General features: G+C 61.5%; 22 protein-coding genes. 12 read left to right on the forward strand and 10 right to left on the reverse strand.

The window, feature by feature from the left end:
• Positions 1 to 288: 288 nt before the first annotated feature.
• The 4 genes from LAN61_12680 (at position 289) to ndk (ending at position 4,614) form a co-directional block, all read left to right on the forward strand.
• On the forward strand, positions 289 to 1,809 hold the full coding sequence (locus tag LAN61_12680; GenBank protein ID MBZ5541363.1) for an AAA family ATPase: 1,521 nt from the start codon (positions 289 to 291) through the stop codon (positions 1,807 to 1,809).
• Between the two features lie 290 nt (positions 1,810 to 2,099).
• The gene (sucC, locus tag LAN61_12685) at positions 2,100 to 3,269 is read left to right on the forward strand and encodes an ADP-forming succinate--CoA ligase subunit beta (protein ID MBZ5541364.1); all 1,170 of its coding nucleotides are present in this window, start codon (positions 2,100 to 2,102) and stop codon (positions 3,267 to 3,269) included.
• Positions 3,266 to 4,135 carry a succinate--CoA ligase subunit alpha gene (sucD, locus tag LAN61_12690; GenBank protein MBZ5541365.1) on the forward strand — a complete coding sequence of 290 codons (870 nt, stop codon included), beginning with the start codon at positions 3,266 to 3,268 and terminating at the stop codon, positions 4,133 to 4,135. The genes sucC and sucD overlap by 4 nt, the downstream gene beginning before the upstream one ends.
• Before the next feature lie 59 nt (positions 4,136 to 4,194).
• Positions 4,195 to 4,614: a nucleoside-diphosphate kinase gene (gene ndk, locus LAN61_12695; protein ID MBZ5541366.1), complete on the forward strand. Its 420-nt coding sequence runs from the start codon at positions 4,195 to 4,197 to the stop codon at positions 4,612 to 4,614.
• A 57-nt stretch (positions 4,615 to 4,671) separates the two neighbouring features.
• On the opposite strand, the gene LAN61_12700 is transcribed toward ndk, so the two are convergent.
• Positions 4,672 to 5,079 (reverse strand): helix-turn-helix domain-containing protein, encoded by a 408-nt coding sequence (locus tag LAN61_12700; GenBank protein MBZ5541367.1) that lies wholly within the window; start codon positions 5,077 to 5,079, stop codon positions 4,672 to 4,674.
• A 426-nt stretch (positions 5,080 to 5,505) separates the two neighbouring features.
• Here LAN61_12700 and xseA point away from each other — a divergent pair, with 426 nt between their 5' ends.
• Positions 5,506 to 6,861, forward strand: coding sequence for an exodeoxyribonuclease VII large subunit (xseA, locus tag LAN61_12705; GenBank protein ID MBZ5541368.1), 1,356 nt, complete (start codon positions 5,506 to 5,508; stop codon positions 6,859 to 6,861).
• Positions 6,862 to 7,451: 590 nt separating this feature from the next.
• Here the strand turns inward: xseA and LAN61_12710 are convergent.
• From LAN61_12710 to LAN61_12730, 5 genes are all read right to left on the reverse strand, one after another.
• On the reverse strand, positions 7,452 to 7,652 hold the full coding sequence (locus LAN61_12710) for a hypothetical protein (GenBank protein MBZ5541369.1): 201 nt from the start codon (positions 7,650 to 7,652) through the stop codon (positions 7,452 to 7,454).
• A 272-nt stretch (positions 7,653 to 7,924) separates the two neighbouring features.
• Positions 7,925 to 8,605, reverse strand: a complete 681-nt coding sequence (locus tag LAN61_12715) for a hypothetical protein (protein ID MBZ5541370.1) — start codon at positions 8,603 to 8,605, stop codon at positions 7,925 to 7,927.
• A gap of 493 nt (positions 8,606 to 9,098) precedes the next feature.
• Entirely contained in the window at positions 9,099 to 10,910 is a 1,812-nt protein-coding gene (lepA, locus tag LAN61_12720) for a translation elongation factor 4 (protein ID MBZ5541371.1), read from the reverse strand.
• A gap of 376 nt (positions 10,911 to 11,286) precedes the next feature.
• On the reverse strand, positions 11,287 to 12,405 hold the full coding sequence (locus LAN61_12725) for a DNA adenine methylase (GenBank protein ID MBZ5541372.1): 1,119 nt from the start codon (positions 12,403 to 12,405) through the stop codon (positions 11,287 to 11,289).
• Between the two features lies 1 nt (position 12,406).
• Positions 12,407 to 13,270 carry a hypothetical protein gene (locus LAN61_12730; GenBank protein ID MBZ5541373.1) on the reverse strand — a complete coding sequence of 288 codons (864 nt, stop codon included), beginning with the start codon at positions 13,268 to 13,270 and terminating at the stop codon, positions 12,407 to 12,409.
• A 350-nt stretch (positions 13,271 to 13,620) separates the two neighbouring features.
• Between LAN61_12730 and LAN61_12735 the strand changes: the two genes are divergently transcribed.
• The 7 genes from LAN61_12735 (at position 13,621) to LAN61_12765 (ending at position 20,868) form a co-directional block, all read left to right on the forward strand.
• Entirely contained in the window at positions 13,621 to 16,293 is a 2,673-nt protein-coding gene (locus tag LAN61_12735; GenBank protein MBZ5541374.1) for a diguanylate cyclase, read from the forward strand.
• Positions 16,294 to 16,317: 24 nt separating this feature from the next.
• Positions 16,318 to 17,508, forward strand: a complete 1,191-nt coding sequence (locus LAN61_12740) for an acetyl-CoA C-acetyltransferase (GenBank protein ID MBZ5541375.1) — start codon at positions 16,318 to 16,320, stop codon at positions 17,506 to 17,508.
• 72 nt (positions 17,509 to 17,580) lie between these two features.
• On the forward strand, positions 17,581 to 18,462 hold the full coding sequence (locus tag LAN61_12745) for a 3-hydroxybutyryl-CoA dehydrogenase (GenBank protein MBZ5541376.1): 882 nt from the start codon (positions 17,581 to 17,583) through the stop codon (positions 18,460 to 18,462).
• A 43-nt stretch (positions 18,463 to 18,505) separates the two neighbouring features.
• Entirely contained in the window at positions 18,506 to 19,288 is a 783-nt protein-coding gene (locus tag LAN61_12750) for an enoyl-CoA hydratase/isomerase family protein (GenBank protein MBZ5541377.1), read from the forward strand.
• A gap of 20 nt (positions 19,289 to 19,308) precedes the next feature.
• On the forward strand, positions 19,309 to 19,833 hold the full coding sequence (gene ribH / locus LAN61_12755) for a 6,7-dimethyl-8-ribityllumazine synthase (GenBank protein MBZ5541378.1): 525 nt from the start codon (positions 19,309 to 19,311) through the stop codon (positions 19,831 to 19,833).
• 1 nt (position 19,834) lies between these two features.
• Positions 19,835 to 20,239, forward strand: coding sequence for a transcription antitermination factor NusB (nusB, locus tag LAN61_12760; protein MBZ5541379.1), 405 nt, complete (start codon positions 19,835 to 19,837; stop codon positions 20,237 to 20,239).
• A gap of 137 nt (positions 20,240 to 20,376) precedes the next feature.
• Entirely contained in the window at positions 20,377 to 20,868 is a 492-nt protein-coding gene (locus LAN61_12765) for a hypothetical protein (protein MBZ5541380.1), read from the forward strand.
• Between the two features lie 212 nt (positions 20,869 to 21,080).
• Here the strand turns inward: LAN61_12765 and LAN61_12770 are convergent, their stop codons facing one another.
• The 4 genes from LAN61_12770 to LAN61_12785 all read right to left on the reverse strand — a co-directional run bounded on the left by LAN61_12770 (position 21,081) and on the right by LAN61_12785 (position 24,978).
• Complete coding sequence (locus tag LAN61_12770) at positions 21,081 to 21,962, reverse strand: PhzF family phenazine biosynthesis protein (protein MBZ5541381.1); 882 nt, start codon at positions 21,960 to 21,962, stop codon at positions 21,081 to 21,083.
• A 47-nt stretch (positions 21,963 to 22,009) separates the two neighbouring features.
• Complete coding sequence (locus tag LAN61_12775) at positions 22,010 to 22,369, reverse strand: cupin domain-containing protein (protein MBZ5541382.1); 360 nt, start codon at positions 22,367 to 22,369, stop codon at positions 22,010 to 22,012.
• A 10-nt stretch (positions 22,370 to 22,379) separates the two neighbouring features.
• On the reverse strand, positions 22,380 to 23,789 hold the full coding sequence (locus LAN61_12780; protein MBZ5541383.1) for a phosphoglucomutase/phosphomannomutase family protein: 1,410 nt from the start codon (positions 23,787 to 23,789) through the stop codon (positions 22,380 to 22,382).
• A 76-nt stretch (positions 23,790 to 23,865) separates the two neighbouring features.
• Positions 23,866 to 24,978 carry an NTP transferase domain-containing protein gene (locus tag LAN61_12785; protein MBZ5541384.1) on the reverse strand — a complete coding sequence of 371 codons (1,113 nt, stop codon included), beginning with the start codon at positions 24,976 to 24,978 and terminating at the stop codon, positions 23,866 to 23,868.
• Positions 24,979 to 24,988: the final 10 nt, after the last annotated feature.

Genomic DNA, 24,988 nt, shown 5'->3' on the forward strand with positions numbered 1-24,988 from the left:
CGCATTACTTCAGAGTGCGTCGTCACTCGGACACAATCGCCACAAAGGAAAGGCGCACCACGTCTCCGGTTAGTCGACCGCTCGGCCAAATGGCCGCCGAGTCGGGCATGGTGACAGTCCGGTCGCTGGAGTCAGGGGCCGTTCATACCAATAAATGTAAATCTGGAAGATCACGACGGAATCCGGGCGAGAATTTTCATGCATATTATGGCTGCAGACACGGCTCCGCACTCTAATAAACGAATATGCTTGATCCGTCGATAATTTATGGTTCTAATGAAAAGCACGATGGATACAAACTTGGCACATCAAAGCCAAATCAGAAGCTCGTCGATAAACCAACTACTTGAGAAGGTCTCGAATAAAAACTACGGTAAGTACCTGCTCAAGATCAGCATTGTAAAAGCCAGAGCCTTTAGTGATAAAACGCTCTCCTTTGACTTTCCGGTGACAGCGCTTGTCGGACCGAACGGGGGTGGCAAGACAACTGTCCTCGGCGCTGCGGCATGTGCTTATAAAAATATTAAGCCATCCCTGTATTTCTCAAAGAGTGGAAAGTTCGATGAGAACATGCAGAATTGGCGTTTTGATTACGAACTGATTGACCAAGCGATCCGCAAAAACGACACTATTCGCCGATCTGCTAACTTTACCAACTACAAGTGGTCGCGCGAGGGACTAGATCGCGACGTGAGAATTTTTGGCGTGTCGCGTACAGTTCCGGCAACCGAGCGAAAAGAGATGCGACGATGCATCTCCGGACGCTTTGATGTGCCACAAGATCAAATAGTTAAGCTTGGAACAGCGGCGGCCCAAGCTGTCGGTCAGATTCTCGACAAGAATGTTTCGACATTTTCTGTCGTGAAGGTTGATAAGCGGGGCCGAGTTACGTTACTCGCTGGGACGACTTCAGATGGCAAGGGTTACTCGGAGTTCCATTTCGGTGCAGGGGAGTCGAGTGTCATCAGAATGGCGACCGTTCTCGAGTCAGTGCCGGAAAACTCGCTTGTTCTCATTGAAGAGATTGAGAATGGGCTCCATCCGGTTGCCACTGTCAGGATGGTTGAGTACCTTATCGAATTGGCCGAGAGAAGAAAGATTCAAGCCATATTTACAACGCATTCAAATGATGCGCTGCGACCACTTCCTGATAAAGCGATATGGGCAGCAGTGAATGGCCAACTCTTCCAGGGTAAATTAGACATCGGTTCCCTTAGAGCTATCAGCGGCCAGGTTGATTCAAAGCTGGTCATTTTCGTTGAGGATACATTTTCAAAAGTGTGGGCAGAGGAAATATTACGCTCGATTCCAGGGCTCGCCATGGACGCCATAAGCGTTCACTCCATGGAGGGTGATGGCACAGCCGTACGGGTGTGCCGCTCCCACAATCTAGATCCGACAGTTCAACAACCGGGAATTTGCCTTATCGACGGCGACTCGAAGCAGGTGGAAGACGCAAGCGGTGGAATATTTCGACTTCCCGGCCAGAGTCCTGAGTCCTTCATATTCGACCAAATAATGGCGAAATTGGATACAGTTGCAGGAGAATTGGCGGTCGCGCTGCTGCGTCCATACGAAGAGCACGATAGGGTAACGCAGATTATTCGCAGCGTGCGAAACACCAACCGGGATCCACATTTGCTTTTCAGTCAGGTTGGGAAGCTGCTCGGACTGATTCCCGAGACACGGGTGCGGGAGGCATTTGTTGCTACCTGGACCCGAAGTTATCCCGACGCAGTTTCGAGTATTGTTGGTGTGTTCCGTTCCAAACTGCCAAGAGACCTTGATGAACAATCGCTAGTGCCATGATAAGGAATGGCACGCGGTTTCAGTCTGTTTGTACTTGATTGCATTACACGCTACCCGTAGAAGTGGCCGTACTCGGCATCTCGATTCGAGCCATCATGCGGTAACTTCCGTATGATCGCGCACTCGGAGGTTATCGTCGGACCCGATTTGCTCGGCGGTTACGTGAACGCATAGTTGGCATACGGAAACTAATCCACTAACCGATCCCGCTCTTCCTTGCCCCTGCGCGCTGTTCCGGGTACACTTCTATGTTTTGAGAGCAGCCAAAATCCAGAACAGACGGTAGCCCGATGAAGATTCATGAGTACCAGGCAAAAGCCATTCTCGCCCGTTATGGCGTAACCACGCCGCGCGGCGAAGTGGCCTTCAGCAAGGAAGAAGCCCGCGAGGCCGCGCAGCGCCTGAAATCGCCGGTGGTCGTCGTCAAGGCGCAGATCCACGCCGGCGGCCGCGGCAAAGCCGGCGGCGTCAAGCTGGCCCGTTCGGCCGACGAAGCCGCGGAGCTGGCCAGCAAAATTCTGGGGATGAAACTGGTCACCCCGCAGACCGGCCCCGCCGGCCGCATCGTGAAGCGCCTGCTCATCGAAGAGGGCCTGGATATCAAGCGCGAGCTCTATCTCGGCATCCTCGTGGACCGCGCTACCGGTTCCCCCGTTTTCATGGCCAGCGCCGCGGGCGGCATGGAAATCGAAGAGGTCGCCAAGGACAATCCCGGCGCCATCCTGCGCGAGGCCATTAATCCCGTGGTCGGTCTGCAGCCGTACCAGGCGCGCAAAATCGCTTTCGGCCTGGACCTGCCCGCCGAAGTGGTCGGCACCGCCACGCCGTTTTTCCAGGCGCTGTACCGCGCGTTCGTTGACACTGACGCCTCCATGCTCGAAATCAATCCCTGCGTCCTTACCGGCGACGGCCGCCTCGTGGCCCTCGACGCCAAGATGACCTTCGATGACAGCGGCCTCTACCGCCACAAGGAGCTTCGCGAACTCCGCGACCTCGACGAGGAAGATCCCCTCGAGGTGGAAGCCTCCAAGTACGGCCTCAACTACATCAAGCTCGACGGCAGTGTCGCCTGCATGGTCAACGGCGCGGGCCTGGCCATGGCCACCATGGACATCATCAAGTACGCCGGCGGCTCGCCTGCCAACTTCCTCGATGTCGGCGGCGGCGCCTCGGCCGACCAGGTCAAGAACGCCTTCCGCATCCTCATGAGCGACCCGGCCGTGAAGGCCGTGTTCATCAACATATTCGGCGGCATCCTCCGCTGCGACGTCCTCGCCACCGGCGTGGTTGCCGCCGCGAAAGATTTGCATCTGGGGGTTCCGGTGGTGGTCCGCATGGAAGGCACAAACGTGGAACTCGGCCAGCAGATTCTCCGCGACAGCGGTTTGAACTTCACCATCGCCAACGGCATGAAGGACGGCGCGCAAAAGGTCGTAGCGCTGGCGGGAGGTGCGCGATGAGTGTTCTGGCCAGCGAAAAAACGCGCCTCCTCGTCCAGGGCTTCACCGGACGCGAAGGCACCTTCCACGCTCAGCAGATGATCGAGTACGGCACCAACGTCGTCGGTGGCGTCACCCCCGGCAAGGGCGGCACCAAGCACCTCGAGCGGCCCGTCTTCAACACCGTGTTCGACGCCGCGAAAGAGACCGGCGCCAACGCTTCCGTGATTTTCGTTCCGCCGCCTTTTGCCGCGGACGCCATCCTGGAAGCCGCCGACGCGCGCATCCCCCTCGTCGTGTGCATCACCGAAGGCATTCCCGTGCTGGACATGGTGCGCGTGAAGGCCGCCGTGGATTTCAGCACCCTCCGTCTGATCGGCCCCAACTGCCCTGGCATTATCTCTCCGGGGAAGTGCAAGATTGGTATCATGCCCGGACGCATCCACCGGCAGGGCCACGTCGGCGTGGTCAGCCGCAGCGGCACCCTGACCTACGAAGCCGTGGACCAGTTGTCGCGCCTCGGCATCGGCCAGTCCACCTGCATCGGCATCGGCGGCGATCCCATCATCGGCACCACTTTCCTGGACGCCATCAAGCTTTTCAACGAAGATCCGGATACGCAGGCCGTCATTCTCATCGGCGAAATCGGCGGCAACGCCGAAGAGGTGGCCGCGGAATACATCAAGACCCACGTGAAGAAGCCCGTCGTCGGCTTCATTGCCGGGCAGACGGCGCCGCCGGGCCGCCGCATGGGCCATGCCGGCGCGATCATCAGCGGCGGGCAGGGCACCGCCAAGGACAAATACGCGGCCATGAGCGCCGCCGGCATCCGCTGCGTCGAAACCCCCGCGGACCTCGGCTCGACCGTCGCTGCCGCTTTGAAATGACGAGGCTCTTCTCGTTACCTCGATACTTCGCGATCTCATTACTTCGCTAGGAGATATTCGTGGCACTCGAACGCACCTTCGCAATCATCAAGCCGGACGCCGTCGGGCGCGGCCTCACCGGCGAAATTCTATCCCGCATCCACAAGGCCGGCTTCGCCATCGTGGCCATCAAGTCCATGCGCCTCACCAAAGAGGAAGCCGGCGGCTTCTACGCCGTGCACAAGGCCCGGCCCTTCTTCGGCGAACTCACCGACTTTATGAGTTCCGGCAAGATCGTGGCCCTGGTCCTCGAAGGTGAAGGCGCCATCGCCAGGTGGCGCGATACCATGGGCGCCACCGACCCCGCTAAGGCCGCTCCCGGCACCATCCGCCGCGACCTCGGCACCAGCATCGGCAGCAACTGTACCCACGGCTCCGACGCTTCCGATACCGCGGCCTTCGAGATCGGCTACTTCTTCGCCGGCCTCGACCTCATCTGAGGCCCGCGCAAATTCCGATGGAGTTCGATTGCAGGGGCGCAGCTTGCTGCGCCCTTTCTACTTTCCCATCGTCACCTGCATTGTCCTTTCTAGGCGTGACCGCGAAGCGGTCAACGGCCTCGGCCTTAGTTTGCTGCTTTGGTTCGCCGGCCACTTTCGCCGCTGATGTGGGTGGGCCCTTTGTTCCTTCCGGCTCCATCCGAGCCGGTGCAGCAGGTAGGGAATATGGTCCCGGGTATAGCGAACCCGGAAGCGCTTCCAGAGCAGATCGGCGATGCGTTGCGAGGTCCACACCGCTGCCGCAAAGCCGTAGGCTCTGGCATCACGCGCTAAAAGGCGCGGGAGTTGCGCCAGTTGCCCGGGGGTCAGCTTCGGCGGACGCCCAGGCCGGGCCCGGCGGCGCAATCCCTCTGCACCTTGCCGGCGATATTCCTGGGCCCATTGATGAACCGCCTGGCGGCTCACCCCGAATTTCCGGGCAATCGCGGACAACGATTCGCCGCTCGCAAGGAGCGGCAGGGCCGAGAGGCGGCGGGCCTCGAGCTCTTCTGCGGCTCTCCGCTTGGGTTCAGAAGCTCCTCCGGCAACCGAAGGTACTGTCAGAAGTGTTTGGATGGACCCTCCCGCTTGCTCCAAGCCGCATCTTCGGCCCCGCGCAGTTAGAAGGCAAACGCAAAAAACTGATGCCAGGAATTGATGAGGGTTTGCAGAAAAGTTGTCAGCAAAAATCCGCCGTTGGCAAGTCTTTCCGCTCCGCGAGGAGGAAACTTCGCGGCATTCCATTTTCAAGAGCAGCAGCCCCTTGCGCTGCGGCTCAAAATAGTATTTTCTTGTGACGCGCCTCTGTTTCCGGACCACGAACCACGGGTCAGGGAAAACGCCGCACTCCTTATGAGCCAGCTCACCTTCAATCTGATGCCGGAGCGCAAAACCTGGACGGTCAGCGAACTGACCGCGCGCATCCGCGACCTGCTGGGCAAAAACTTCACCGACATCCTGGTGCAGGGCGAAATCTCCAACTGCAAACTGGCGCAGTCCGGGCATTTCTACTTCACGCTGAAGGACGAAAAGGCCCAGGTGCGCTGCGTGTTTTTCAAGAACCAGCAGCGCGGCATGAAGTTTCGCCCCGAGGACGGATTGAAGGTCACGGTGCGCGGCTCGGTGAGCGTGTATGAAGCGCGCGGCGAGTATCAGATCTACGTGGAAAATATCGAGCCGCTCGGGCAGGGCGCGCTGCAACTGGCCTTCGAGCAGATGAAGAAGCGCCTGGAAGCCGAGGGGCTCTTCGATCCCGTGCGCAAAAAGCCGCTGCCGCTGCTGCCGCAGCGCATCGGGCTGATCACCTCGCCGACCGGCGCCGCGGTGCGGGACGTCGTGCGCATCCTGCGGCGGCGTTTTCCCAACGTGCATCTGACACTTTATCCGGTGCGCGTGCAGGGCGAAGGCGCCGCGGCGGAAATCGTGGAAGCGCTGCGCTACTTCAACCGCAAGCGGCTCGCCGACGTGGTCATCCTGGCGCGCGGCGGCGGCTCGCTCGAGGATCTCTGGGCTTTCAATGAAGAGATCGTAGCGCGGGCCATCTCCGCTTCGCTGATCCCGATTATCTGCGGCGTGGGCCACGAGACCGATTTCACCATCGCCGATTTCGCCGCCGACGTGCGCGCCTCGACGCCCTCCGCCGCGGCCGAGCTGGTGGTGCAGACGCGCCGCGAATTCGACAAGCACATCGCCGACCTGCGCGAGACACTGGCGCAGCAGCTGCGTTACCGGCTGAGTGTTCTCAGCCGCCGGGTGCACGAGCTCTCCGCGCGGCGGGGTTTCCGCCGGCCGCTCGATTTGCTGCGCCAGCAGCGGCAGCGCGCCGACGAGATGACCGCGCGGCTGACGCTGGGCCTGCGCGCGCGGCTGCAGCAGGCGCGCAAGCGCTACACCGCGGCGCACCTGCGCATTGCTTCCTTCGATTTCCGCGCCAAGATCGGGCGGCTGCACATCCGCCTGGAGCGCGTGGCCGCGGAGCTGGGCGTGCGCGCGGAGCGGATGCTGCGCAGGAAGCGCGAGCGGCTCGACCGGCTGCGCCTGCAGCTCGAAGAGCGCAGCCCGCTGCGGGTGCTGGAGCGCGGGTACGCGATTGCCACTGACGCAGCCGGCAACGTCCTGCGCTCCACAGACCAGGTCGCGCTGGGCGATGCCGTCAGCGTCCAGTTGCACCGCGGCCGGCTCACCACCGAAGTGAAGAAAAAAGAGTAGAGCGGCCTCCGCGCGAAGCGGAAAGGCATGGGAGCACAGCCAGGAATGGCTGTGCCACGAAGAGGTGTGCTGCGACGGGCGGTGACTCGGGGAGGAGGGGTCCGGATCAAGAGAGGTAACGAGGGAAAGAGGCGAAAGAAGCGTGCGCGATGGGATTTGAAGAGTGCGGAAGTTGTTGAAAATAAAAGGCGGAAAGAGCGGGGGTACCCCACCCCCCGTGCGATGGAAAAGAGTGGGGAAGTGGTTGATTGTAAAGGGATTGCTGGGCGCCGTGGTTGAAAAGAGTGCGCAAGAGTGTGAAACAAAAGAGGATAGAGGCCCCGATAAACTATTCGGGGCGCGCGAGAGACCCCGATAAAGAATTCGGGGCAAGCGAGCGGCTCCGATAAAGCCTTCGGGGCGAGCTGGTGGCGAGAGAGGGGAAGAGGGCAGAGACGGGAGGCTGACGGGGTTCGAGTGGCGAAGCACGGGCAATGGTAGCAGGTATTGTATATTGATACAATATGTTACTGACATGTATTCGAACGGCTGTGGAAAAGCATTCGAATGAAGAGCCGGATAGCTTTTGGGCAGGATAAATACTTTGTAACTTACTTGCGGGAACGTTTTATGCGCGCCGTGGCTTCGTCAAAGGGGAGGGGAGTTTCTCCCGATGCCTGGGCGGCTACAAAGTCGAGGTGGGCTTCCAGTTCATCGAGTTCGTCGAGGAGTTGTTCGGATACCTCGTCACCGAGGACGGCCGGGAGTTTTTCGCCCCGTTTCTTGACGACAAATTGCGGATCTTTCGCCATGAGACTGCCTATGGCGCGGAGTTTACTGCGGGTCCGGGAGAAGCGGCAAGATGAAATTGCAAGGATTGTCCGGGGCTCAGCCATCCGCCGAGGTGAAAGGGGTGCCACAGCTCTGGCAGAAATTCCGTGCTGCAGGCGCCTAACCTAATTCAGAACGAGCGGCGCCACATTTGGCGCGGAATTTGCCGGATTCGGCGAGGGACGCCCCACGTTTTGCACAGGCCATCTGTGTCCCCTCTCGAAGGAGCAAAAGCAGGACACGGGACACAGGCTCATTTTTTAATCATCGCTTCTTCGTAGTGAACCTTCTGGACGCTGCCATCTTTGAGGTGCATTTCGGAGTCGAGGGAGAATTTCACGGGGCAGCCCTGCGAGGTGACCCAAACGGTTCCTCTTTCGAAGCCACCGGATCCCAGCGTGCTGCGATAGAGGGCGGTTTCGGCATCCGAACCTCGCGCCGTGTCGATGGAGTATCGGATCGCGTCGTAGCCGTTCACTTTTTCGGTGCCTTCGCGGACCATCGCGGAGCTATGATTCACAAGCGCGACTGTACTGGACATTCCCGAAATCCCCGTCAAGCTCGTCCACGCCGTTTGCCAGCTATCCCGGTCGGAGCGCACACCGTGAAACGTGCGAGAAATGTCATTGTTCTTGAAGGTGCCATCTATGGTCTGCGGGGTGACATCCGCTTCCTCGTTTACGTAGTTGGACCCGTCTTTCTTATAGGAATAGTGGAACGCTTCTGGCGGATTCTGAATACGATCAATGATGCAATTGAGGTCAATGCCAGGACCGGTGGTGTTTTGCGCCGACGACGTGGAATTCTGTTCTGCGGGCTTCTCTTCCGTCTTTTTCAGGGACGGCCCAGAATTACAAGCAGATGCAGCGAGCAGTACGAATGCCGTCGCCGGGTAAATCCACCACCTTGAGAGAAATTTGCCTGTCGGGTTCATCACTGCCTCCATTCCTAGCCTTCGGGCTAGAAGAGAAAGCCCCGTACTCGCGGAAACTTCTGCGCGTGGGCGCGAAGGGGCTGCCGGTTCCACGTCAGAAATCGGCAATAACGGGTGGGATGATAACATGGGCCACCCGAACGGCGCTTACCGGGTCACGAAAAGAATAACAAGCGCTTCCTTTGACGCTTGCTGTCCTGCGATGGTCTCGTGGGTGACGCTCCAGGGCACCGTTCGGCAGACAAGATGCAGAGGACTGCAATTTTCAGGATTCGCATCATGCTCTCTTTGATTGAAGAAAATCCTAGTCCTCTGTTACAGAAATCGGTCAATCTGTTTGGTTAGCACCCGGCAGGTCTCGCCTCAGTCCTGATTAACGCTAATCGGGCAAGTGCCACCCGGCTTCCCAGAAGTCCGCTTCCAGGAAGTCTGATTCCGCAAATCACTCCGCTGAATAGCCGGCTGTCAGAGAATGAGGTGGTGAGTTTGGCGGTTACTCGTCGTCGCTGCTGGAGGCGACCTTGAGGACGGCGAGGAAGGCTTCCTGAGGGATGTCCACCTGGCCGACGCGCTTCATGCGGCGTTTGCCTTCTTTTTGCTTTTCGAGGAGCTTGCGCTTGCGGGAGATGTCGCCGCCGTAGCACTTGGCGAGGACGTTTTTGCGCATGGCGGCGACGGTTTCGCGGGCGATGACGCGGCTGCCGATGGCGGCCTGGATGGGCACCTCGAACATCTGCCGGGGAATGAGCTTGCGCAGGCGGGAGACCAGCTCGCGGCCACGGTCGTAGGCGAAATCGCGATGGATGATGAGGGCCAGGGCGTCCACGGGCTCGCCGCCGACGAGGACGTCGAGCTTGATGAGGTCGGATTCCTGGTAGCCGGCAAGGTGGTAATCGAGCGAGGCGTAGCCGCGGGAGACGCTCTTCAGGCGGTCGTAGAAATCGAGGACGATTTCGTTGAGGGGCAGCTCGTAGGTGAGCATGACGCGGGTGGGGGAGAGGTACTCGAAATTTTTCTGCACGCCGCGCTTTTCCTGGCAGAGCTGCAGGATGCCGCCCACGGAATCCTCGTTGGTGATGATCATGGCCTTGATGATGGGCTCTTCGATCTTCTCGATGTCGCTGGGGTTGGGGAATTTGGCGGGGCTGTCCACTTCCAGGGCCTGGCCGCCCACGCGGGTGATGCGGTAGCGCACGCTGGGCGCGGTGGTGATGAGGTTGAGGCCGAATTCGCGCTCGAGGCGCTCCTGGACGATTTCCATGTGCAGCAGGCCGAGGAAGCCGCAGCGGAAGCCGAAGCCCAGGGCCACGGAATTTTCGGGCTCGTAGAAAAAGGCGGCGTCATTGAGCTGCAATTTGCCGAGGGCGTCGCGCAGCGGCTCGTAATCATCGGCGAGGACGGGGAAGAGGCCGGCGAAGACCATGGGCTTGATGGCTTCGAAGCCGGGCAGGGCGGGAGCGGGGCGGGCGGCGTCGGTGACGGTGTCGCCCATGCGGGCGTCGGCGACGCGCTTGATGTTGGCGACGACGAAGCCGACGTCGCCGGCTTCCAGCTCTTCGAGGGCCACGGGCTTGGGGGTGAGCGTGCCGATCTGCTCGACTTCGTAGACTTCGTTGCTGTAGCACAGGCGGATCTTCATGTGGTTGGTGAGGCGGCCTTGCATCACGCGCACCAGGACCACCGCGCCGCGGTAGATGTCGAACCAGGAATCGAAGATCAGGGCTTGCAGGGGATTTTCCGCGCTGCCCTTGGGCGGGGGCACGCGCTTGACGATGGCTTCCAGGACGTCTTCGACGCCGAGGCCGGTCTTGGCGCTGATGAGCAAGGCGTCGGCGGCGGGAATGGCCAGGACGCTTTCGATCTGTTCCTTGACGAATTCGGGCTGGGCGGCGGGGAGGTCGATCTTGTTGATCACCGGAATGATGGTGAGGTTGCTGGCGGCGGCGAGGAAGGTGTTGGCCACGGTCTGGGCTTCCACGCCCTGGCTGGCGTCCACGACGAGGAGGGCGCCTTCGCAGGCGGAAAGGGCGCGGGAGACTTCGTAGGAGAAATCGACGTGGCCGGGGGTGTCGATGAGGTTGATGCGGTAGGTGTTGCCGTCCTTGGCTTTGTAGTGCAGGCGAATGCTCTTGGCCTTGATGGTGATGCCGCGCTCGCGCTCGAGGTCCATGGAGTCAAGGACCTGCTCGTGCATCTCGCGCTGGGTGAGCGCGCCGGTCATCTCAAGCAGGCGGTCGGCCAGGGTGGACTTGCCGTGGTCGATGTGCGCGATGATGCAAAAATTTCGTATGAAGCGTGGGTCCATCAGAGCTTTCTGCCGCCCGGCTTGCGGCCCGGGGCGGGCCTCGGCGACGCGGCACCCTGCGGGGGCCGGCAGGGCACCTGCGAGAGTCCTGCGCGCCGTTTAATCTTTTAGTTTGCCATAGTTCGGGTGCGGCGTCAGCCTGGGCGAGAAGCGGGTAGTGGTGTCATTTGAAATTGTAGCCTAAACGATCTCCAAAGAGGGCTCTGGGGCTTTGCCCAATTATGGAAATAGCTACCCGCAGTGAAAATGAGTTGGGTACGCTCTCCTACAAGTAACCGAGTGCTGCCAGCAGCCCAAAGCCCTCGCGGAGTTTAACCCTATCAGCCGTAATTATGGCCTGTAGCTATCGGTTGCAATCATGGCTTTTATTAGTCGTTCATTTCTTCTCAATCAAAAAGAGGAATTCCCTGTTTGGAGTTTCGGCTTCTCGAATCCATTCGTTTGTCCATCTCATTTCCGCCATCACGTTCTTCTTGTAATCAACTTCCACCAAGTTGATAAGCTTACCGGTTGTCTTAATCACACCATTCAGTTCATCAGCGGTCGCCCGTCCCCCTGAACTATATGAGAGAAGAATGTGCTTCGCCTTAGTCTCTCGCAAAAGCTTTTCTATGGCTTCAACGACAATGAATCGCCCACTCTTTCCGCGTCGAAACTCTTCAAATTGGGAAGCCGCGACGGTGTCCCTTGAATCCGCTCTACGCCTAACCTTGCCAAAAAGACGGGGGTTGTCAAAAAGGCAAATAGATGTCCACAAATGGTAATAGGCCGCATAGCGTATTCTCGAGGGGGGCATCTTTTCATTGCTTGACCCGTAGGGAGGGTCAAAATAGGCTAGGTCTGCTTCCGTGTCCGCAATCAGGTCAAAAATGTCTTGTTGATATACGGCGTGATCGTTCTTTTTGGGGATGATTCTAGGGACTCTTAAGACTAAGGGTTTGTACGAACGCGGGGACCATTCCTTAAGATACGACGCATAATGCCCAAGCGTGCTGTCAACTTCGTCTAACGCAAGAATGAGACTTGTAATTGCAACTGCTCGTTCCACTTCGCAAAGAAGGAGGTGTTCGATTTCGTCTCTGATTGCATCTGCCTTCCTCGTGTTACGTCGTTGCCACGGGTGCTTTAGTCCATTCGCGTTGTGTAAGTCTCCCCCATAGTGTTCCGTCAGCCATCCGTCTTTACCTTCAAGGCTGTTCAAATGAGCTATCAGTTTTTCATATTGAGAAGGTCGGTGTTCACCCAACAAATAGCAAGTCCCGAAGAAGCGCGACCACACAGCCACATCGTTACAAATCACGGAATATCCAAGCTGTGCCAAAGCTTGTGAAACACGGGTTGTTCCGGAAAAACCGTCTAACACAGTTCTTGGCTTTACGCTTGCAATCAGGTCCAAGATGTGAGGGAGTAGTTTTAGTTTTGAACCCGTGTACTTGATTCCTTCGGTCTCGGGGCATCGAACGGAGGCATCATCGAAAAGCGGGAGGGTCGCCATGCTACTTCAATACTCCCTTTTTCTGCTTTTCTATGTCTTCTTTTAGTTTCTCCAAAGCACTTTCATGCCCCTTGTCCGTCGCTACAAGGGCATGGGAAAACAGCTTTACGAGTACGAGGTTATGCGAATAGTCGATCCATCCGTTTGTAACGCTGTCGAAATAGGCCAGTCCATTTTTCGTGTGTGTCCACAGTCCTCGTTGCAAAGCATTCGCTGTGGTGCCTCCATACCTCACCTCGCAGATATAATTTCCCTTTCCATCGTAGAAACGATAAACGGGATGCTTGCGGCCATGCCCTTCTTCCTCATACTTGATTAGCGATATAGCGTTCCTCGCTTTTTGGTAATCGAATACGAGGATATTGCATCTTTGCTTCGTTTCGTTGTAAATCAAAGGCAGTACATTAATCTTCCAAAAATCAGCGAAAGCGGCGCTCTCTAAAATCTCTCCGATAGCCTTTTTATCTGCAACCTTTTGCCCGTGCTTCTTCAACGTTGTGAACATTTCGGAATTCTTGTCCGTGGACAACTGCAACGGGCCATCACCATAAGCCTTAAGGCTGATGGGAAATTCGGCTTTCGTCACTTCGTTAATCACCTTAATATCTTCTTCATGCTCCTTCGCCCTAAACATGTCCTTCCCAACATGCACGGATTTGAAGTCGTACATAAACTGGTTTATGAACTCCGAGATTCCGATTTCCGCGAGGTCACCGTGCGTCTTGTTGCCAATCAGCCGCATTGTGAAAATGTTGCTCAAAGTGACCGTGATGAGATTCGGATTCTTGCCAATAAGGAGGCGGAGGCGTTTGATGAAATCTTCAAAAGCCTTCTTGCTTTCGACAAGAGATTTCTTGGGTTCCATTGGGTCCGGCGGCAAAATTACCATAGTTCTTCTACGCGCGCATCTATGATCTCATGATGGTGGTGCGGGTGGGCTTCATTCCAGATGGGTCGACCAAATGCAATAAGGTAACCTAAAACCAATAAAGCGCAGCAAGTTAAGTTCCGAGTACCGCGACTATTCGGCTCTAACAATTTCAAGTGACACCACTACCGAGAAGCGGGGCGGGAGCGGAGGAAAGAAAAAGCCCGCCCTCTGAAGAGGGCGGCTACAAGGGTTGGTAGAAGGGGCGGGAACGGGGGCGGGACGGTGGCGCATACTACATCGCGGCGGAGGGGCGGTTTTGCCCGCTCCGGGGTGGCGGAGTATAGTTGGGAGGTTCCGTTCGCGCGCCGGGCGGCCAGCGGCCGGCGGCGCGCTCCGCAGTGGCGGCGGAAAGCCGCCTCTACAGAAGGCAACCCGTTTCGATGGCCGTAGACGTCAGCAAACATCTGGACCGCGCCAAGAGGTGCCTCGAGAAAAATCGCGTCGAGGAAGCCATCGAGGCGTATCAGGCGGTCCTGAACGAGGCGCCCAACCACCAGGAAGCGACCCAGGCGCTGGGGGACCTCTATGCCCGGCTGGAGAAGCCGGAGCGCGCGGCGTTTTATTACGGCCTGCTCTTCGACCTGCTGGTGGACGGGCGCGACGAGACCAAGGCCCTGGCCATCTACAACCGCTTTCTGAAGCCCTCCTCGGCGCAACATCCCCCCGAACGCATCGCGCGCTACGCCTTTCTGCTGCAGAAGCAGAACCGCGCGGAAGAGGCCATCGAGCAGTTCACCCGCGCCGCCGATCTGTTCACCACGGGGCGGCGCGAAGAAGACGCGCTCTTCTGCTTTGAGCGCATCGCGCAGCTGGATCCCGAGAATCTTCCCCGGCAGTTGCGCCTGGCAGAAAGCGCGGAGCGCATCGGCAAGAATGCCATCGCGGTGCGCGCGTTTCTGCGCGCCGGGCAGCTGGCCTCCGCCACCGGCGCCGAAGAGGACGCCCTAAAGCTGCTGGGCCGCGCCTACCAACTGGCTCCCAACGAGCGCAGCGTGGCCCTGTTGTATGCCGAAGCCAAGCTGCGGGTGGGAGCGGCGGGGGAGGCTGCGGCGCTGCTGGAGCCCTTCTCCGTTTCCGAGAATGACGACGCATTTCTGGAGACGTTCGGGGACGCGCTGATGAAGGCCGGGCAGCTGGACCGCGCGCGCAGCGTTTTCGAGCGGCTGAGCAAGGAAAAAGAAAAGAACGGAGCCATAGCGCGCCTGTTCGATCTAGCCGACCGCTATGCGGGGGCCAAGGAAGAGGCCAAGGCCGTCGATCTCCTGCAGGCCGTGAAGCGCAAGATGTTCGCGGCGCGGGCCCAGAACGAGTTCGCCGCGCAACTGGATGCGGTGGCCGAGCGGCATCCCGATTCGCTGCCGATCCTGGAGTTCTGGGCCGCGCTGTACAACGAAATCAACCGGGAATCCAAATACTTCGAGATCCTGCTGCGCCTGTTCGATCTGTATCTGAACGGCGGCGACGTGCAGAAGGCCCGGGAGTCGCTGGAGCGGCTGGTGGATATCGACGCCTACGACTACCGGAATCAGGAACGGCTGGAGCGCCTGCGCGGGCACATCGACAATGCGGCTCTAAAGACCCTGGCCGCGCGCCTGGCCAGCACCACTTCATCCCTGGCCCCGGCGACGGACGGCAGTTCCTCCGGGGGGCCGGCACAGCAAGCGCTCTCTTCCGGCGGCCGCACGCAACAGACGCTCGAAGATCTGATCGTGCAGACGGAGATCTTCATTCAGTATTCGCTGCAGAACAAAGCCGTGGAACAGCTGCAGAAAATCGCGGCCCTGTTTCCCGGGGAGGAAGAAAACAACGCGCGGCTGCGCGGGCTGTACGAGAGCGCCAACTGGTGGCCATCGGGAGGGCCCAGGGTCAAGGCGGAAGTGGCGGCCATGCCGGTAGGGTCTGGCGAGGGGGTCACGGTTACCGGCAGGACCGGCATCTACAGCGCGGAGACGCTGCGCGACCTGACGAAGATCACCGAAGTCACGCAGAAGATCTACCGGCAGCAGACGCCGCGGGCCATGCTGAGCACGGCGGTCAACGAGGCCGGGACGTATCTGCGTACGGCGCGTTGCTTTGCGGTGATCGGCGCGCCCGGGCGCGCACCGGAGATGGCCGCGGAGTATTGTGCGCAAGGGATCAAGGCGGCTCCCGGGGCGCAGGTGGTTTTCCTGATCGCGCAAATGGAAAAGGCCACCCCCGACGCCCTGGGCGGACTGATCATCGAGGCCGAGCCGGGCTCCATCCTGGTGGAACTGGGGCTGACGACGGCCCTCGGCGTGGTGCTGACGGACAAAGAGACCCAGGTGCCCGCGGGCATGCTGATCGTGGCGCACGCAGAGGCGCACCAGTGGAAGCCCAACGAGACGTATTTCCTGCAGGCCATCGGGGACCAGATGCTGATGAGCGTCAGCCACACGCGGCTGCGTTCGCTGGTGCGGCGCATGGGGGTTTCCGACGAGCGCACCGGGCTGCTCAGCCGCACCTCCTATCAGGGCTGCCTGCTCTCCGAAGCGGATCGCGCGCGGAGCCAGGGCACGGCGCTGTCCATGACCATCCTGCAGATTGACCGCGGCGCGGAGATCCTGCGGCAACAGGGGGAATCCCCGCTGGAACGCTATCTGGAGCAGTTGACCCGCTCGCTGCAGCCCATCGTGCGGCACAACGATGTAGCCGTGAAATACACGGCGTGGTCACTGGCGTTCATTCTGCCGGACACCGCGCTTCCCGGGGCGCGCAACCTGGCCGACAAGCTGCGCCGGGCCGCAGCCGCGGTGCGCCCGCCGTGGGATGGCGCGCCCTTGACGATGAGCGCCGCGATTGTGGAAGCCGTGCCGCGGCCGGAGTACGACAGCGAGGATATCGTCACGGATTTGATCAACCGCGCCGAATTTTCCCTGGAAGAGGCGCGGAAGCGGGGCGGCGACGCCGTCGTGGCCCCGGACACACCCAAACCCTAAGCAGCAAAGAACAGAGAGGACTCTATGTTTCCAACCGATGTGGTGATTGTCGCCGGAGCGCGCACGCCGATGGCGCGGTATACCGGGGCGTTCAAGGATGTTTCGGCGATTGATCTTGGGGCGTACGCGGCCAAGGAGGCCATCCGGCGCTCCGGAGTGGAGCCCGGCGAATTCGATCACGTGATCATGGGCAACGTGATACAAAGCAGCGCCGACGCGATCTACGGAGCGCGCCACGTGGGGCTCAAGGCCGGGCTGAAAATCGAGACGCCCGCGCTCACGGTGAACCGGCTGTGCGGGTCGGGGATCGAGGCCATCGTGGAGGCGGCGCAGCGGCTGCTGCTGGGGGAATCCCGGTTCGTGCTGGCCGGGGGCATGGAGAACATGACCCAGGCTCCCTTCGTGGTGCGCGGAGCGCGCAGCGGGTTGAAGCTGGGCAGCAGTCCGATGGAAGACTCGCTGATGGTGGGCCTGACGGACTCCTTCTGCAATCTGCCGATGGCGCTGACCGCGGAAAAACTTGCCGAGCAGCACGGCATCACGCGGCGCGACGCCGACGCCTACGCCCTGCGCAGCCAGCAGGCCGCCGAGGCGGGCTACAAGGCCGGGCGGTTCAAGGAAGAACTGCTGGCCGTGGAGGTAAAGGAAGGGAGGAAGGTCATCACCGTGAGCGAGGACGATCATCGGCGTCCGGAAACGACGATGGAATCGCTGGAAAAACTGCCGCCGTCGTTCCGCAAGGACGGCATCGTGACCGCGGGGAACGCCAGCGGCATCGTGGACGGAGCCGCGGCGGTGGTGGTGACGCGCGAGAAGACCGCCAAGGAGCGGGGGCTGAAGCCCATCGGGCGGGTGATCTCCTGGGCCGCGGCGGGCGTGGACCCCAGCATCATGGGCATCGGGCCGGTGCCCTCTTCGCAGGCGGCGCTGAAAGCCGCGGGGCTGAAGCTGGAGCAGATGGACCGCATCGAGGTCAACGAAGCCTTTGCGCCGCAGTATCTGGCGGTGGAGAAGGTTCTCGGGCTGAACCGCGACAAGACCAACGTGAACGGCGGAGCCATCGCCCTGGGCCACCCGCTGGCCGCTTCCGGGACGCGCCTGGTGCTCACCATTCTCCATGAACTGCGGCGCAACAATCTGCGCTACGGGCTGGCCAGCGCCTGCATCGGGGGCGGGCAGGGCATAGCCATAATCGTCGAGGCGCTGCACAGCTAAGAGCAGCGGTTTCTGTTAAACTCTTTGATTTCCGGCGGGTTGTACCTGGCCGCGGAGGAAGCGGGGGTCTGTATGGCAATACAAAAAGTAGGCGTGATCGGCTGTGGCTTGATGGGCTCGGGCATCGCGCAGGTGTCCGCGCAGGCGGGGTTTACGACGGTGGTGCGCGAAGTGAGCGGCGAACTGGTGGAGAAGGGCCTGAAAGGCATCGAGAAGAACCTGGCGCGCCTGGTGGAGAAGGCGACGATCACGGATGGAGCCCGGAATGAGATCCGCAGCCGGCTCAAGGGCACCACGAATCTCGAGGACCTGAAGGACTGCGACGTTATCGTGGAAGCCATCATCGAGCAGCTGCCCGCCAAGCGCGAGCTGTACGCGGCGCTCGACGCCATCTGCAAGCCCGCGACGATCTTCGCCAGCAACACCTCTTCGCTGACCATCATCGAGATGGCCACGGCCACCAAGCGGCCGCAGCGCTTCGTCGGACTGCACTTCTTCAATCCCGTCCCGGTGATGAAGCTGGTGGAGGTGGTGAAGTCCATCGCCACCGATCCGGAGGTCTACGAAGAGATGGTGGCCTTCGGCACCAAGCTGGGGAAATCGCCGGTGCGGGCCACGGACAGCACCGGGTTCATCGTGAACCGCCTGCTGGTGCCGTATCTGCTGGACGCCATCCGCGCGCTGGAAGAGGGCGCCGGGTCCATCGAGGACATCGACAACTCCATGAAGCTGGGCTGCGGCTACCCCATGGGGCCGTTCACGCTGCTGGACTTTGTCGGTCTGGACACGACGTATTACATCGCCAACATCATGTTCGAGGAGTTCCGCGAGCGGCGCTTCGCCGCGCCGCCGCTGCTGAAGCGCATGGTGCTGGCGGGCTGGAACGGGCGCAAGACCGGGCGCGGCTTCTACGACTATTCCGATCCGCAGAAGCCGAAGCCGATGAACCTGTAACTCTTGACTTTCGAGTTTCCATCCCATTTAGCGGAGCAACGCCATGGCCTATGAAAACCTGCTTTATGAAAAGAAAGACAGCATCGCGCGCATCACCTTCAACCGGCCGCAGGTGATGAACGCCCTGAACCGCCATACGGTGGAGGAGCTGCGCGACGCGCTGCTGGATGCGCGGAACGACGCCGCGGTGCGCGTGCTGATCCTGACCGGCGCGGGCGAGAAGGCATTCGTCGCGGGGGCGGACATCAACGAGCTGGCGAAGCGCACGCCGGTGGACGGCAAGGAGTTCTCGCTGTTCGGCCAGAGCGTCGTGCATCTACTGGAAACCATGGGCAAGCCCTCCATCTGCGCGATCAACGGCTTCGCGCTGGGCGGGGGCTGCGAGCTGGCGCTGGCCTGCTCCATCCGGCTGGCCAGCAAGAACGCCAAGCTCGGGCAGCCGGAAGTGAAGCTGGGGATTATTCCCGGCTACGGCGGCTCGCAGCGCCTGACACGGCTGTGCGGCAAGGGCGTGGCGCACGAGCTGTGCCTCACCGGGGAACTGATTTCCGCGGAAGAGGCTTATCGCATCGGGCTGGTCAACCACGTTTACGAGCTGGCGGAACTGCTGCCGGCGGCCGAAGCCATAGCCAGGAAGATCATCGAGAAGGCGCCGCTGGCCGTGAAGTACTGCATGGAAGCGATCGAGCGGGGCGCGGAAATGCCCCAGGAAGAGGCCCTCTTCCTGGAAGCCACGCTCTTCGGGCTGTGCTGCGCCACGGAAGACATGCGCGAAGGAACGCGCGCGTTCATCGAGAAGCGCGCGGCGCAGTTCAAAGGGAAGTAGAGGAACGGCGCAGAGCGGCAATGGCAAAAGCAGAGGCTGGGAAAATCGAGGGCGGGCTGAGTGCGGCGGGGCTGCGCTTTGGCGTCGTGGTGAGCCGCTTCAACAGCTTCATCACCGAGCGGCTGCTGGCCGCAGCGCTGGATGCGCTGGAGCGCGCGGGGGCCACGGACAAGCAGGTGGATGTGCTGCACGTGCCGGGCTCCTTCGAGCTGCCGCTGGCCGCGAAAAAGCTGGCCGCCTCGGGACGCTACGGCGCGATCATCGCCATCGGCTGCGTCCTGCGCGGAGAGACCTCGCATTACGACTACGTCTGTTCGGAAACCGCGCGCGGGCTGCAGCTCGCGCAGATGGATACCGGCGTGCCGGTCATCTTCTGCGTGCTCACCTGCGACACGCTGGAGCAGGCCATCGACCGCGCCGGGCTGAAGGGCGGCAACAAAGGCTGGGAAGCCGGACTGGCGGCCATCGAGATGGCGCAGCTCTCGCGCAAACTCGCGGGGCAGCCCGCGGCGCGCGCCTCAGGCAAGAAGGCGGCGCGCCGCTGACATGAGCTTGCGCAGCAAATCCCGGGAATTTGCCCTGCAGATGCTCTTTCAATGGGACATGAGCCCCGAGGAGCCGGCCAAGCTGGAAGAGCGCTTCTGGCGCGCGGCCAAGGCCGCGCCCAATACCCGCGCCTTTGCCAACCGGCTGTTCGAAGGCGCGGCGAAAGAGGTGGCCGAGCTGGACGCGCTGATCAGCAAGCACGCCGAAAACTGGCGCATCGAGCGTCTCGCGGCCATCGACCGCGCCATCCTACGCCTGGCCATCCATGAGCTGCGCCAGCCGGAGACCCCGCACAAAGTCGTGCTGAACGAGGCCATCGAGCTGGCCAAGAAATTCTCCGGCGCCGACGCCGCCCCGTTCATCAACGGCATTCTGGACGCGGTGCGCAAAACCCTGCCCAGTTAGCGCGCGGACCCGCGCAGCGCACCTGTACGGACGTACAGGCTTCTTTTTTTGCAACCCGGAAAAACTTTCCTGCGCCCCGGGTGTTTATCCCCCTAGAGTGGTGGTAACCCCGGAACGAAATTACAGGAGAAATAAAGATGACTCTTGAACGATTCGTAAGCCGCGGCCTGCTGGGAATGGCGCTCGCGGGCCTGCTGGCCGCCGGCGCTTATGCCCAGGGCCCGGACAAGACCGGCGGCGTCAAACAGGACATCCACAAGGACAAGCGGGACCTGCGCCAGGACCGCCACGACCGCAATCAGGACCAGCGCGACATTAACCAGGACCGCCGCAAGCTCCGCGGCGAGCGCGCCGACCGCAACGGCGATCAGCGCGATATCCGTCACGACAGGCACGGCCTGGCGCAGGATAAGCGGAAATACGGGGCCAAGAGTTCCCAGGTTGCCAGCGACAGAAAAGATATCGTCAAGGATCGCAAAGATCGCAACCAGGACCAGCGCCAAATCAACCGCAACCGCCGCGATCTACACGCCGACCGCCGGGACCGCAACGCCGACCAGCGCGACATCCGCAAGGACAAGCGCGATCTCCATCACGACCGGGCAAAGGCGAACCCGGGCAAGAACTAAAAGCTGTTTCCCATCTGGGATTCCGAAGAACAAAGGGCCGTTCCGAGGAGCCGGGACGGCCCTTTCTTTTCTCCAACCTGCGCAGTTCTTTCGTTACGGATTGCAAGAATGGGTGGTGGAGATCCTTTCCGACAGGAGTCGGAATCCGAGATCGATCGGTCCGGCAAAAACCGCCGGGAGCTCAGGAGCACAGGGGATGCAGAGGCTGGGCCTCAGATCTGAATGGTGCCCTGAAAAACGCGAACCGCGGCGCCGCTGACGCGAGGCACCAGCTTTTTTCCGCTTTGCAGGACTTCCACTTCGATGTGGCCGGGGCGGCCCATCTCCACGCCCTGCGTCAGGCTCAGCTTCTTTCCCGGGAGCAGGCGGCCGTTGCGCACCAGGTAGGCGCCCAGCGAGCCCGCCGCCGAGCCCGTGGCGGGATCTTCGTACAGTTCCCAGGGGACCATGCTGCGCGCATAGGCCTTGTCCTTTTCGCCCAGGACGAAGCAATAGGCCACCGTGCCGTTGCGGCCGAGGACCCGGCGCAAGGCCTGCATGTTGGCTTCGATCTTGGCCAGGGCCGCGCGGTTGCGCAGCGGCACCATGAGGTTGAAGATGCCGGTGGAGACGAATTGGGGCTCGAGCGCGGTGTGGAAATCGCTTTTGGAGATGCCCAGCGCGGCGGCCAGCGCTCCCTTGTTCACCTTCACGGGACGGAACGTCGCTTCTTTCTGGATCATGCGCACGAAATCCGGGCGGCCGTCGTGGAAGTGGATCTCGACGGGGAGCACGCCCGCGCCGGTCTGCTGCAGTACGTGCACTACGCCTTCCTGTGCGGGGACCACGCCCAGTTCCGCCAGCAGAAACCACGTGCCGATCACCGGGTGCCCCGCGAGCTTCAGCTCCTCCTGGGTGGTGAAGATGCGCAGGCGGGCCAGGGCGCGGTTGTCCGTGGGCTTCTGCACGAAGACCGTCTCGGCGAGGTTGAACTCGCGGGCCATGGCCTGCATCTGCGCCGGGGAGAGGCCGTCGCCGTCGGTGATCACCGCCAGCGGGTTGCCTTCAAAGCGCGTTCTCGTGAATACATCGAGCGTGTAAAAACGGCGGTCCATGATCATTTTGTGCGCCCCGTCTGGCTGCGGACCCGCGTGAAAATTCTTCAGATCCGTTCCGGGGTGGCGACAGTCCTTTCGTTCGTAAGGTTTCCTGTATTCAAGGTGGACTTCGGTTCGAGCAGCAGGACGTGAGTTTCCTCGTCGGCCACGGGCAGGTGCTCTACGCCGCGGGGCACGATAAGGAACTCGCCTTCGCGGACGATTGCCTCGCGGCCGCGGAATTTCATTTTCAGCGTGCCTTTGAGGACGAGAAACAACTCATCCTCGCGCTCGTGATGGTGCCATACGAACTCGCCCTGGAGCTTCACGGCCTTCACATAGCTGTCATTCAATTCCCCGATGATTTTAGGGCTCCAGCAATCGCTGAAGCGCTGGAATTTCTCCCGCAAATTGACGGTTTCCATGAGCCACGTCCTAGACGCTGCGCGCCAGCCGGCCGACTTCCTCGAGGACGCGGCGGGTGGTTTCCGGGCGCGGAGTTTCGGCATAAATGCGCAGCACGTGCTCCGTTCCCGAGGCGCGCACCATCGCCCAGCCGGTGTCTCCAAGATACACCTTGATGCCGTCCAAATCTTCCCGCCGGACGATGGGCCAGTCGAGCAGTTTCTCCAATTTGGCATCCGCAAAGCGGGCGATGGCTTTTTCCTTCTGCCCGGGCTGGAGATCCAGGTCCAGGCGGCCGTAGTGGTGTTCGCCGAACTCGGCGTGCAGGGCGCCCACCAGCGCGCCGAGGGATTTGCGGTGCCAGGCCATGACTTCAGCGAGGAGCAGCGCGGAGACCGTGGCGTCGCGCTCCGGCAGGTACAGGCTGGTGCCGATGCCGCCGCTCTCTTCGCCGCCGATGAGGATATTCTGCTCGAGCATCAGCTCGCAGACGTATTTGAAGCCGATGGGGATTTCGTAAAGCTTGCGGCCGAGCTGGGCGGCGATCTTGTCGATGAGCTTGGTGACGGAGAAGGTTTTGACAACGTCGCCGGGGAGCTGGCGGGCGCCGGCCAGATGCTGGAAGAGGAGGGCGAAGATCTGGTGGGGGGTGATGAAGGCGCCGTCGCGGTCCATGGCGCCGATGCGGTCGCCGTCGCCGTCGGCGGCGAAGCCGGCGTCGTAGCCGCCGGCGCGCACAGCCTGGCGCAGGGCCTCGACGTGGGGCTCGATGGGCTCGGGGTTGACGCCGCCGAAGAGCGGGTCGCGGGTGCCGCGAATCTCGTCGCAAACCACGCCGTTGCGGGTGAAGAGCTCGTGCAGCAGGCCGGCGGCGGAGCCGTGCATGGGGTCGGCCAGGAAGCGGAACTTGGCGGCGCGGAGGCGCTCCCAGTCCACGAGTTTTTCGATGGTGGCGAGGTAGGGGGCGCGGGGGTCGAAGGACTGGATCAGTTCCTTGCGCGGGGGGAGTGCGGGGACGTCCTGGCGCAGCACCTGCTCGAGTTCCTTTTCGATCTGGGCCACGATGGAGGGCAGCGCGGAGCTGCCGTAGGTGGCTTTGTACTTGATGCCGTTCCAGCGGTAGGGATTGTGGCTCGCGGTGACCATCATGCCGCCAGCGGCGCCGCGCTGGCGGACGAGCAGGGAGATGGCGGGGGTGGGGCAGGGCTTGTCGGCCAGCCAGACGGGGGTGCCCGTGGAGCTGAGCACTTCGGCGGCTACGGCCGCGGCGCGGTCCGCGGCGTAGCGGTGGTCGTAGCCGACCAGGACGCCTTTGCGGGGGTCCTCGCAACGCACCACGTAGCGGGCGATGGCCTGCGCCACCTTCTTGACGTTGTCCATCGTGAAGTCGTCGGCGATTACGCCGCGCCAGCCGTCGGTTCCAAAGCGAATCGCAGTCATTGTGGAGCAGTATACGCGAAAGGAAATGCCCGCCAAGAGCCGGATTGGCCGGACGCGAGCGGAGGGGCGGGCGCGCCTAGAGGAGGTCTTTTCTGCCGCGGGCTTCCAGCCACTTCACGACTTTGCCGACGTCCTGGGCGCGGTCGCGGGGGCAGATGAGGATCGCGTCGGGGGTCTCTACGACGACGAGGTCGCGGACGCCGATGGCGGCGACGAATTTTCCGGGGCTCCAGAGGAAATTGCCCTCGGCGTCGAGGGTGTGGAAGGGGCTGGCGGAAACGTTTTCGCCGGGCTGCCTGGCCAAGAGTTCGTAGACGGCGGCCCAGGAGCCGATGTCGCTCCAGCCCACCTCGGCGGGGATGACGAAGACCTGCGGGGCGCCGGGCTGGAGCGTGGCGGGTTCGAGGATGGCGTAGTCCACGGAGATGTTTTCGAGCTGGGGATAGATGGCGCGCAGGCGGCGCTGGTAGCGGCGGGTGCCGATGGTTGCGGCGAGGGATTCGAGAGCGGCGTGCGTTTTCGGGAGATGGCGCTGGAGATTTTGAAGAAAGGTAGAGATACGCCAGAAGAACATTCCGGCGTTCCAGTGGTAATTGCCGGAGGCGACATAGGCTTGGGCGGCCGCCAGCTCCGGTTTTTCCGTGAAGCGGCGGACGGCGAAGGCCGGGAAGCCTTGTGCCATCAGCGGGTCGCCCATGCGTTCGACGTAGCCGAAGCCGGTGTCCGGGCGCGTCGGGGGGATGCCCAAAACGATCATGCGGCCGGCCTCGCGGGCGAGGTGCAGGGCGGCGCGGACGATCTTGCGATAGGGAGCGGGCTTTGCAATGTAGTGGTCGGCGGGGAGGACCGCCAGAAGGGCGTCGCCGCCGGCTGCATGGCGTACGTGCAGAGCGGCGAGGGCGATGGCCGCGGCGGTGTTGCGGCCGAGTGGCTCGGTGAGCACGCGGCGGCGGGCCGCGGCGGGGAGCTGCTTGCGGACGGCCGGGGCCTGCTCGGCGTTGGTCACCGTCCAGATCCGGGCGGCGGGGACGAGCGGGAGCAGGCGCGCGACGGTCTGCTCCAGCATGGTTTCCGCGCCGGCGATGTTCAGCAGTTGCTTGGGGAAGCGCGTGCGGCTGCGTGGCCAGAAACGCGTGCCGCGGCCTCCGGCGAGGATCACGGCATGCGCGCTGAGGCCGGTTTTCTTCACGAGCGGTTCA

The sequence above is a fragment of the Terriglobia bacterium genome (assembly GCA_020072785.1).
Lineage (GTDB): Bacteria > Acidobacteriota > Terriglobia > Acidiferrales > UBA7541 > Acidiferrum.

Coding starts and splice junctions, on each gene's coding strand:
- LAN61_12680 (MBZ5541363.1), top strand. CDS start 289: ATGGATACAAACTTGGCACATCAAAGCCAAATCAGAAGCTCGTCGATA.
- sucC (MBZ5541364.1), top strand. CDS start 2,100: ATGAAGATTCATGAGTACCAGGCAAAAGCCATTCTCGCCCGTTATGGC.
- sucD (MBZ5541365.1), top strand. CDS start 3,266: ATGAGTGTTCTGGCCAGCGAAAAAACGCGCCTCCTCGTCCAGGGCTTC.
- xseA (MBZ5541368.1), top strand. CDS start 5,506: ATGAGCCAGCTCACCTTCAATCTGATGCCGGAGCGCAAAACCTGGACG.
- LAN61_12710 (MBZ5541369.1), bottom strand. CDS start 7,652: ATGGCGAAAGATCCGCAATTTGTCGTCAAGAAACGGGGCGAAAAACTC.
- LAN61_12715 (MBZ5541370.1), bottom strand. CDS start 8,605: ATGAACCCGACAGGCAAATTTCTCTCAAGGTGGTGGATTTACCCGGCG.
- lepA (MBZ5541371.1), bottom strand. CDS start 10,910: ATGGACCCACGCTTCATACGAAATTTTTGCATCATCGCGCACATCGAC.
- LAN61_12725 (MBZ5541372.1), bottom strand. CDS start 12,405: ATGGCGACCCTCCCGCTTTTCGATGATGCCTCCGTTCGATGCCCCGAG.
- LAN61_12730 (MBZ5541373.1), bottom strand. CDS start 13,270: ATGGAACCCAAGAAATCTCTTGTCGAAAGCAAGAAGGCTTTTGAAGAT.
- LAN61_12740 (MBZ5541375.1), top strand. CDS start 16,318: ATGTTTCCAACCGATGTGGTGATTGTCGCCGGAGCGCGCACGCCGATG.
- LAN61_12745 (MBZ5541376.1), top strand. CDS start 17,581: ATGGCAATACAAAAAGTAGGCGTGATCGGCTGTGGCTTGATGGGCTCG.
- LAN61_12750 (MBZ5541377.1), top strand. CDS start 18,506: ATGGCCTATGAAAACCTGCTTTATGAAAAGAAAGACAGCATCGCGCGC.
- ribH (MBZ5541378.1), top strand. CDS start 19,309: ATGGCAAAAGCAGAGGCTGGGAAAATCGAGGGCGGGCTGAGTGCGGCG.
- nusB (MBZ5541379.1), top strand. CDS start 19,835: ATGAGCTTGCGCAGCAAATCCCGGGAATTTGCCCTGCAGATGCTCTTT.
- LAN61_12765 (MBZ5541380.1), top strand. CDS start 20,377: ATGACTCTTGAACGATTCGTAAGCCGCGGCCTGCTGGGAATGGCGCTC.
- LAN61_12770 (MBZ5541381.1), bottom strand. CDS start 21,962: ATGGACCGCCGTTTTTACACGCTCGATGTATTCACGAGAACGCGCTTT.
- LAN61_12775 (MBZ5541382.1), bottom strand. CDS start 22,369: ATGGAAACCGTCAATTTGCGGGAGAAATTCCAGCGCTTCAGCGATTGC.
- LAN61_12780 (MBZ5541383.1), bottom strand. CDS start 23,789: ATGACTGCGATTCGCTTTGGAACCGACGGCTGGCGCGGCGTAATCGCC.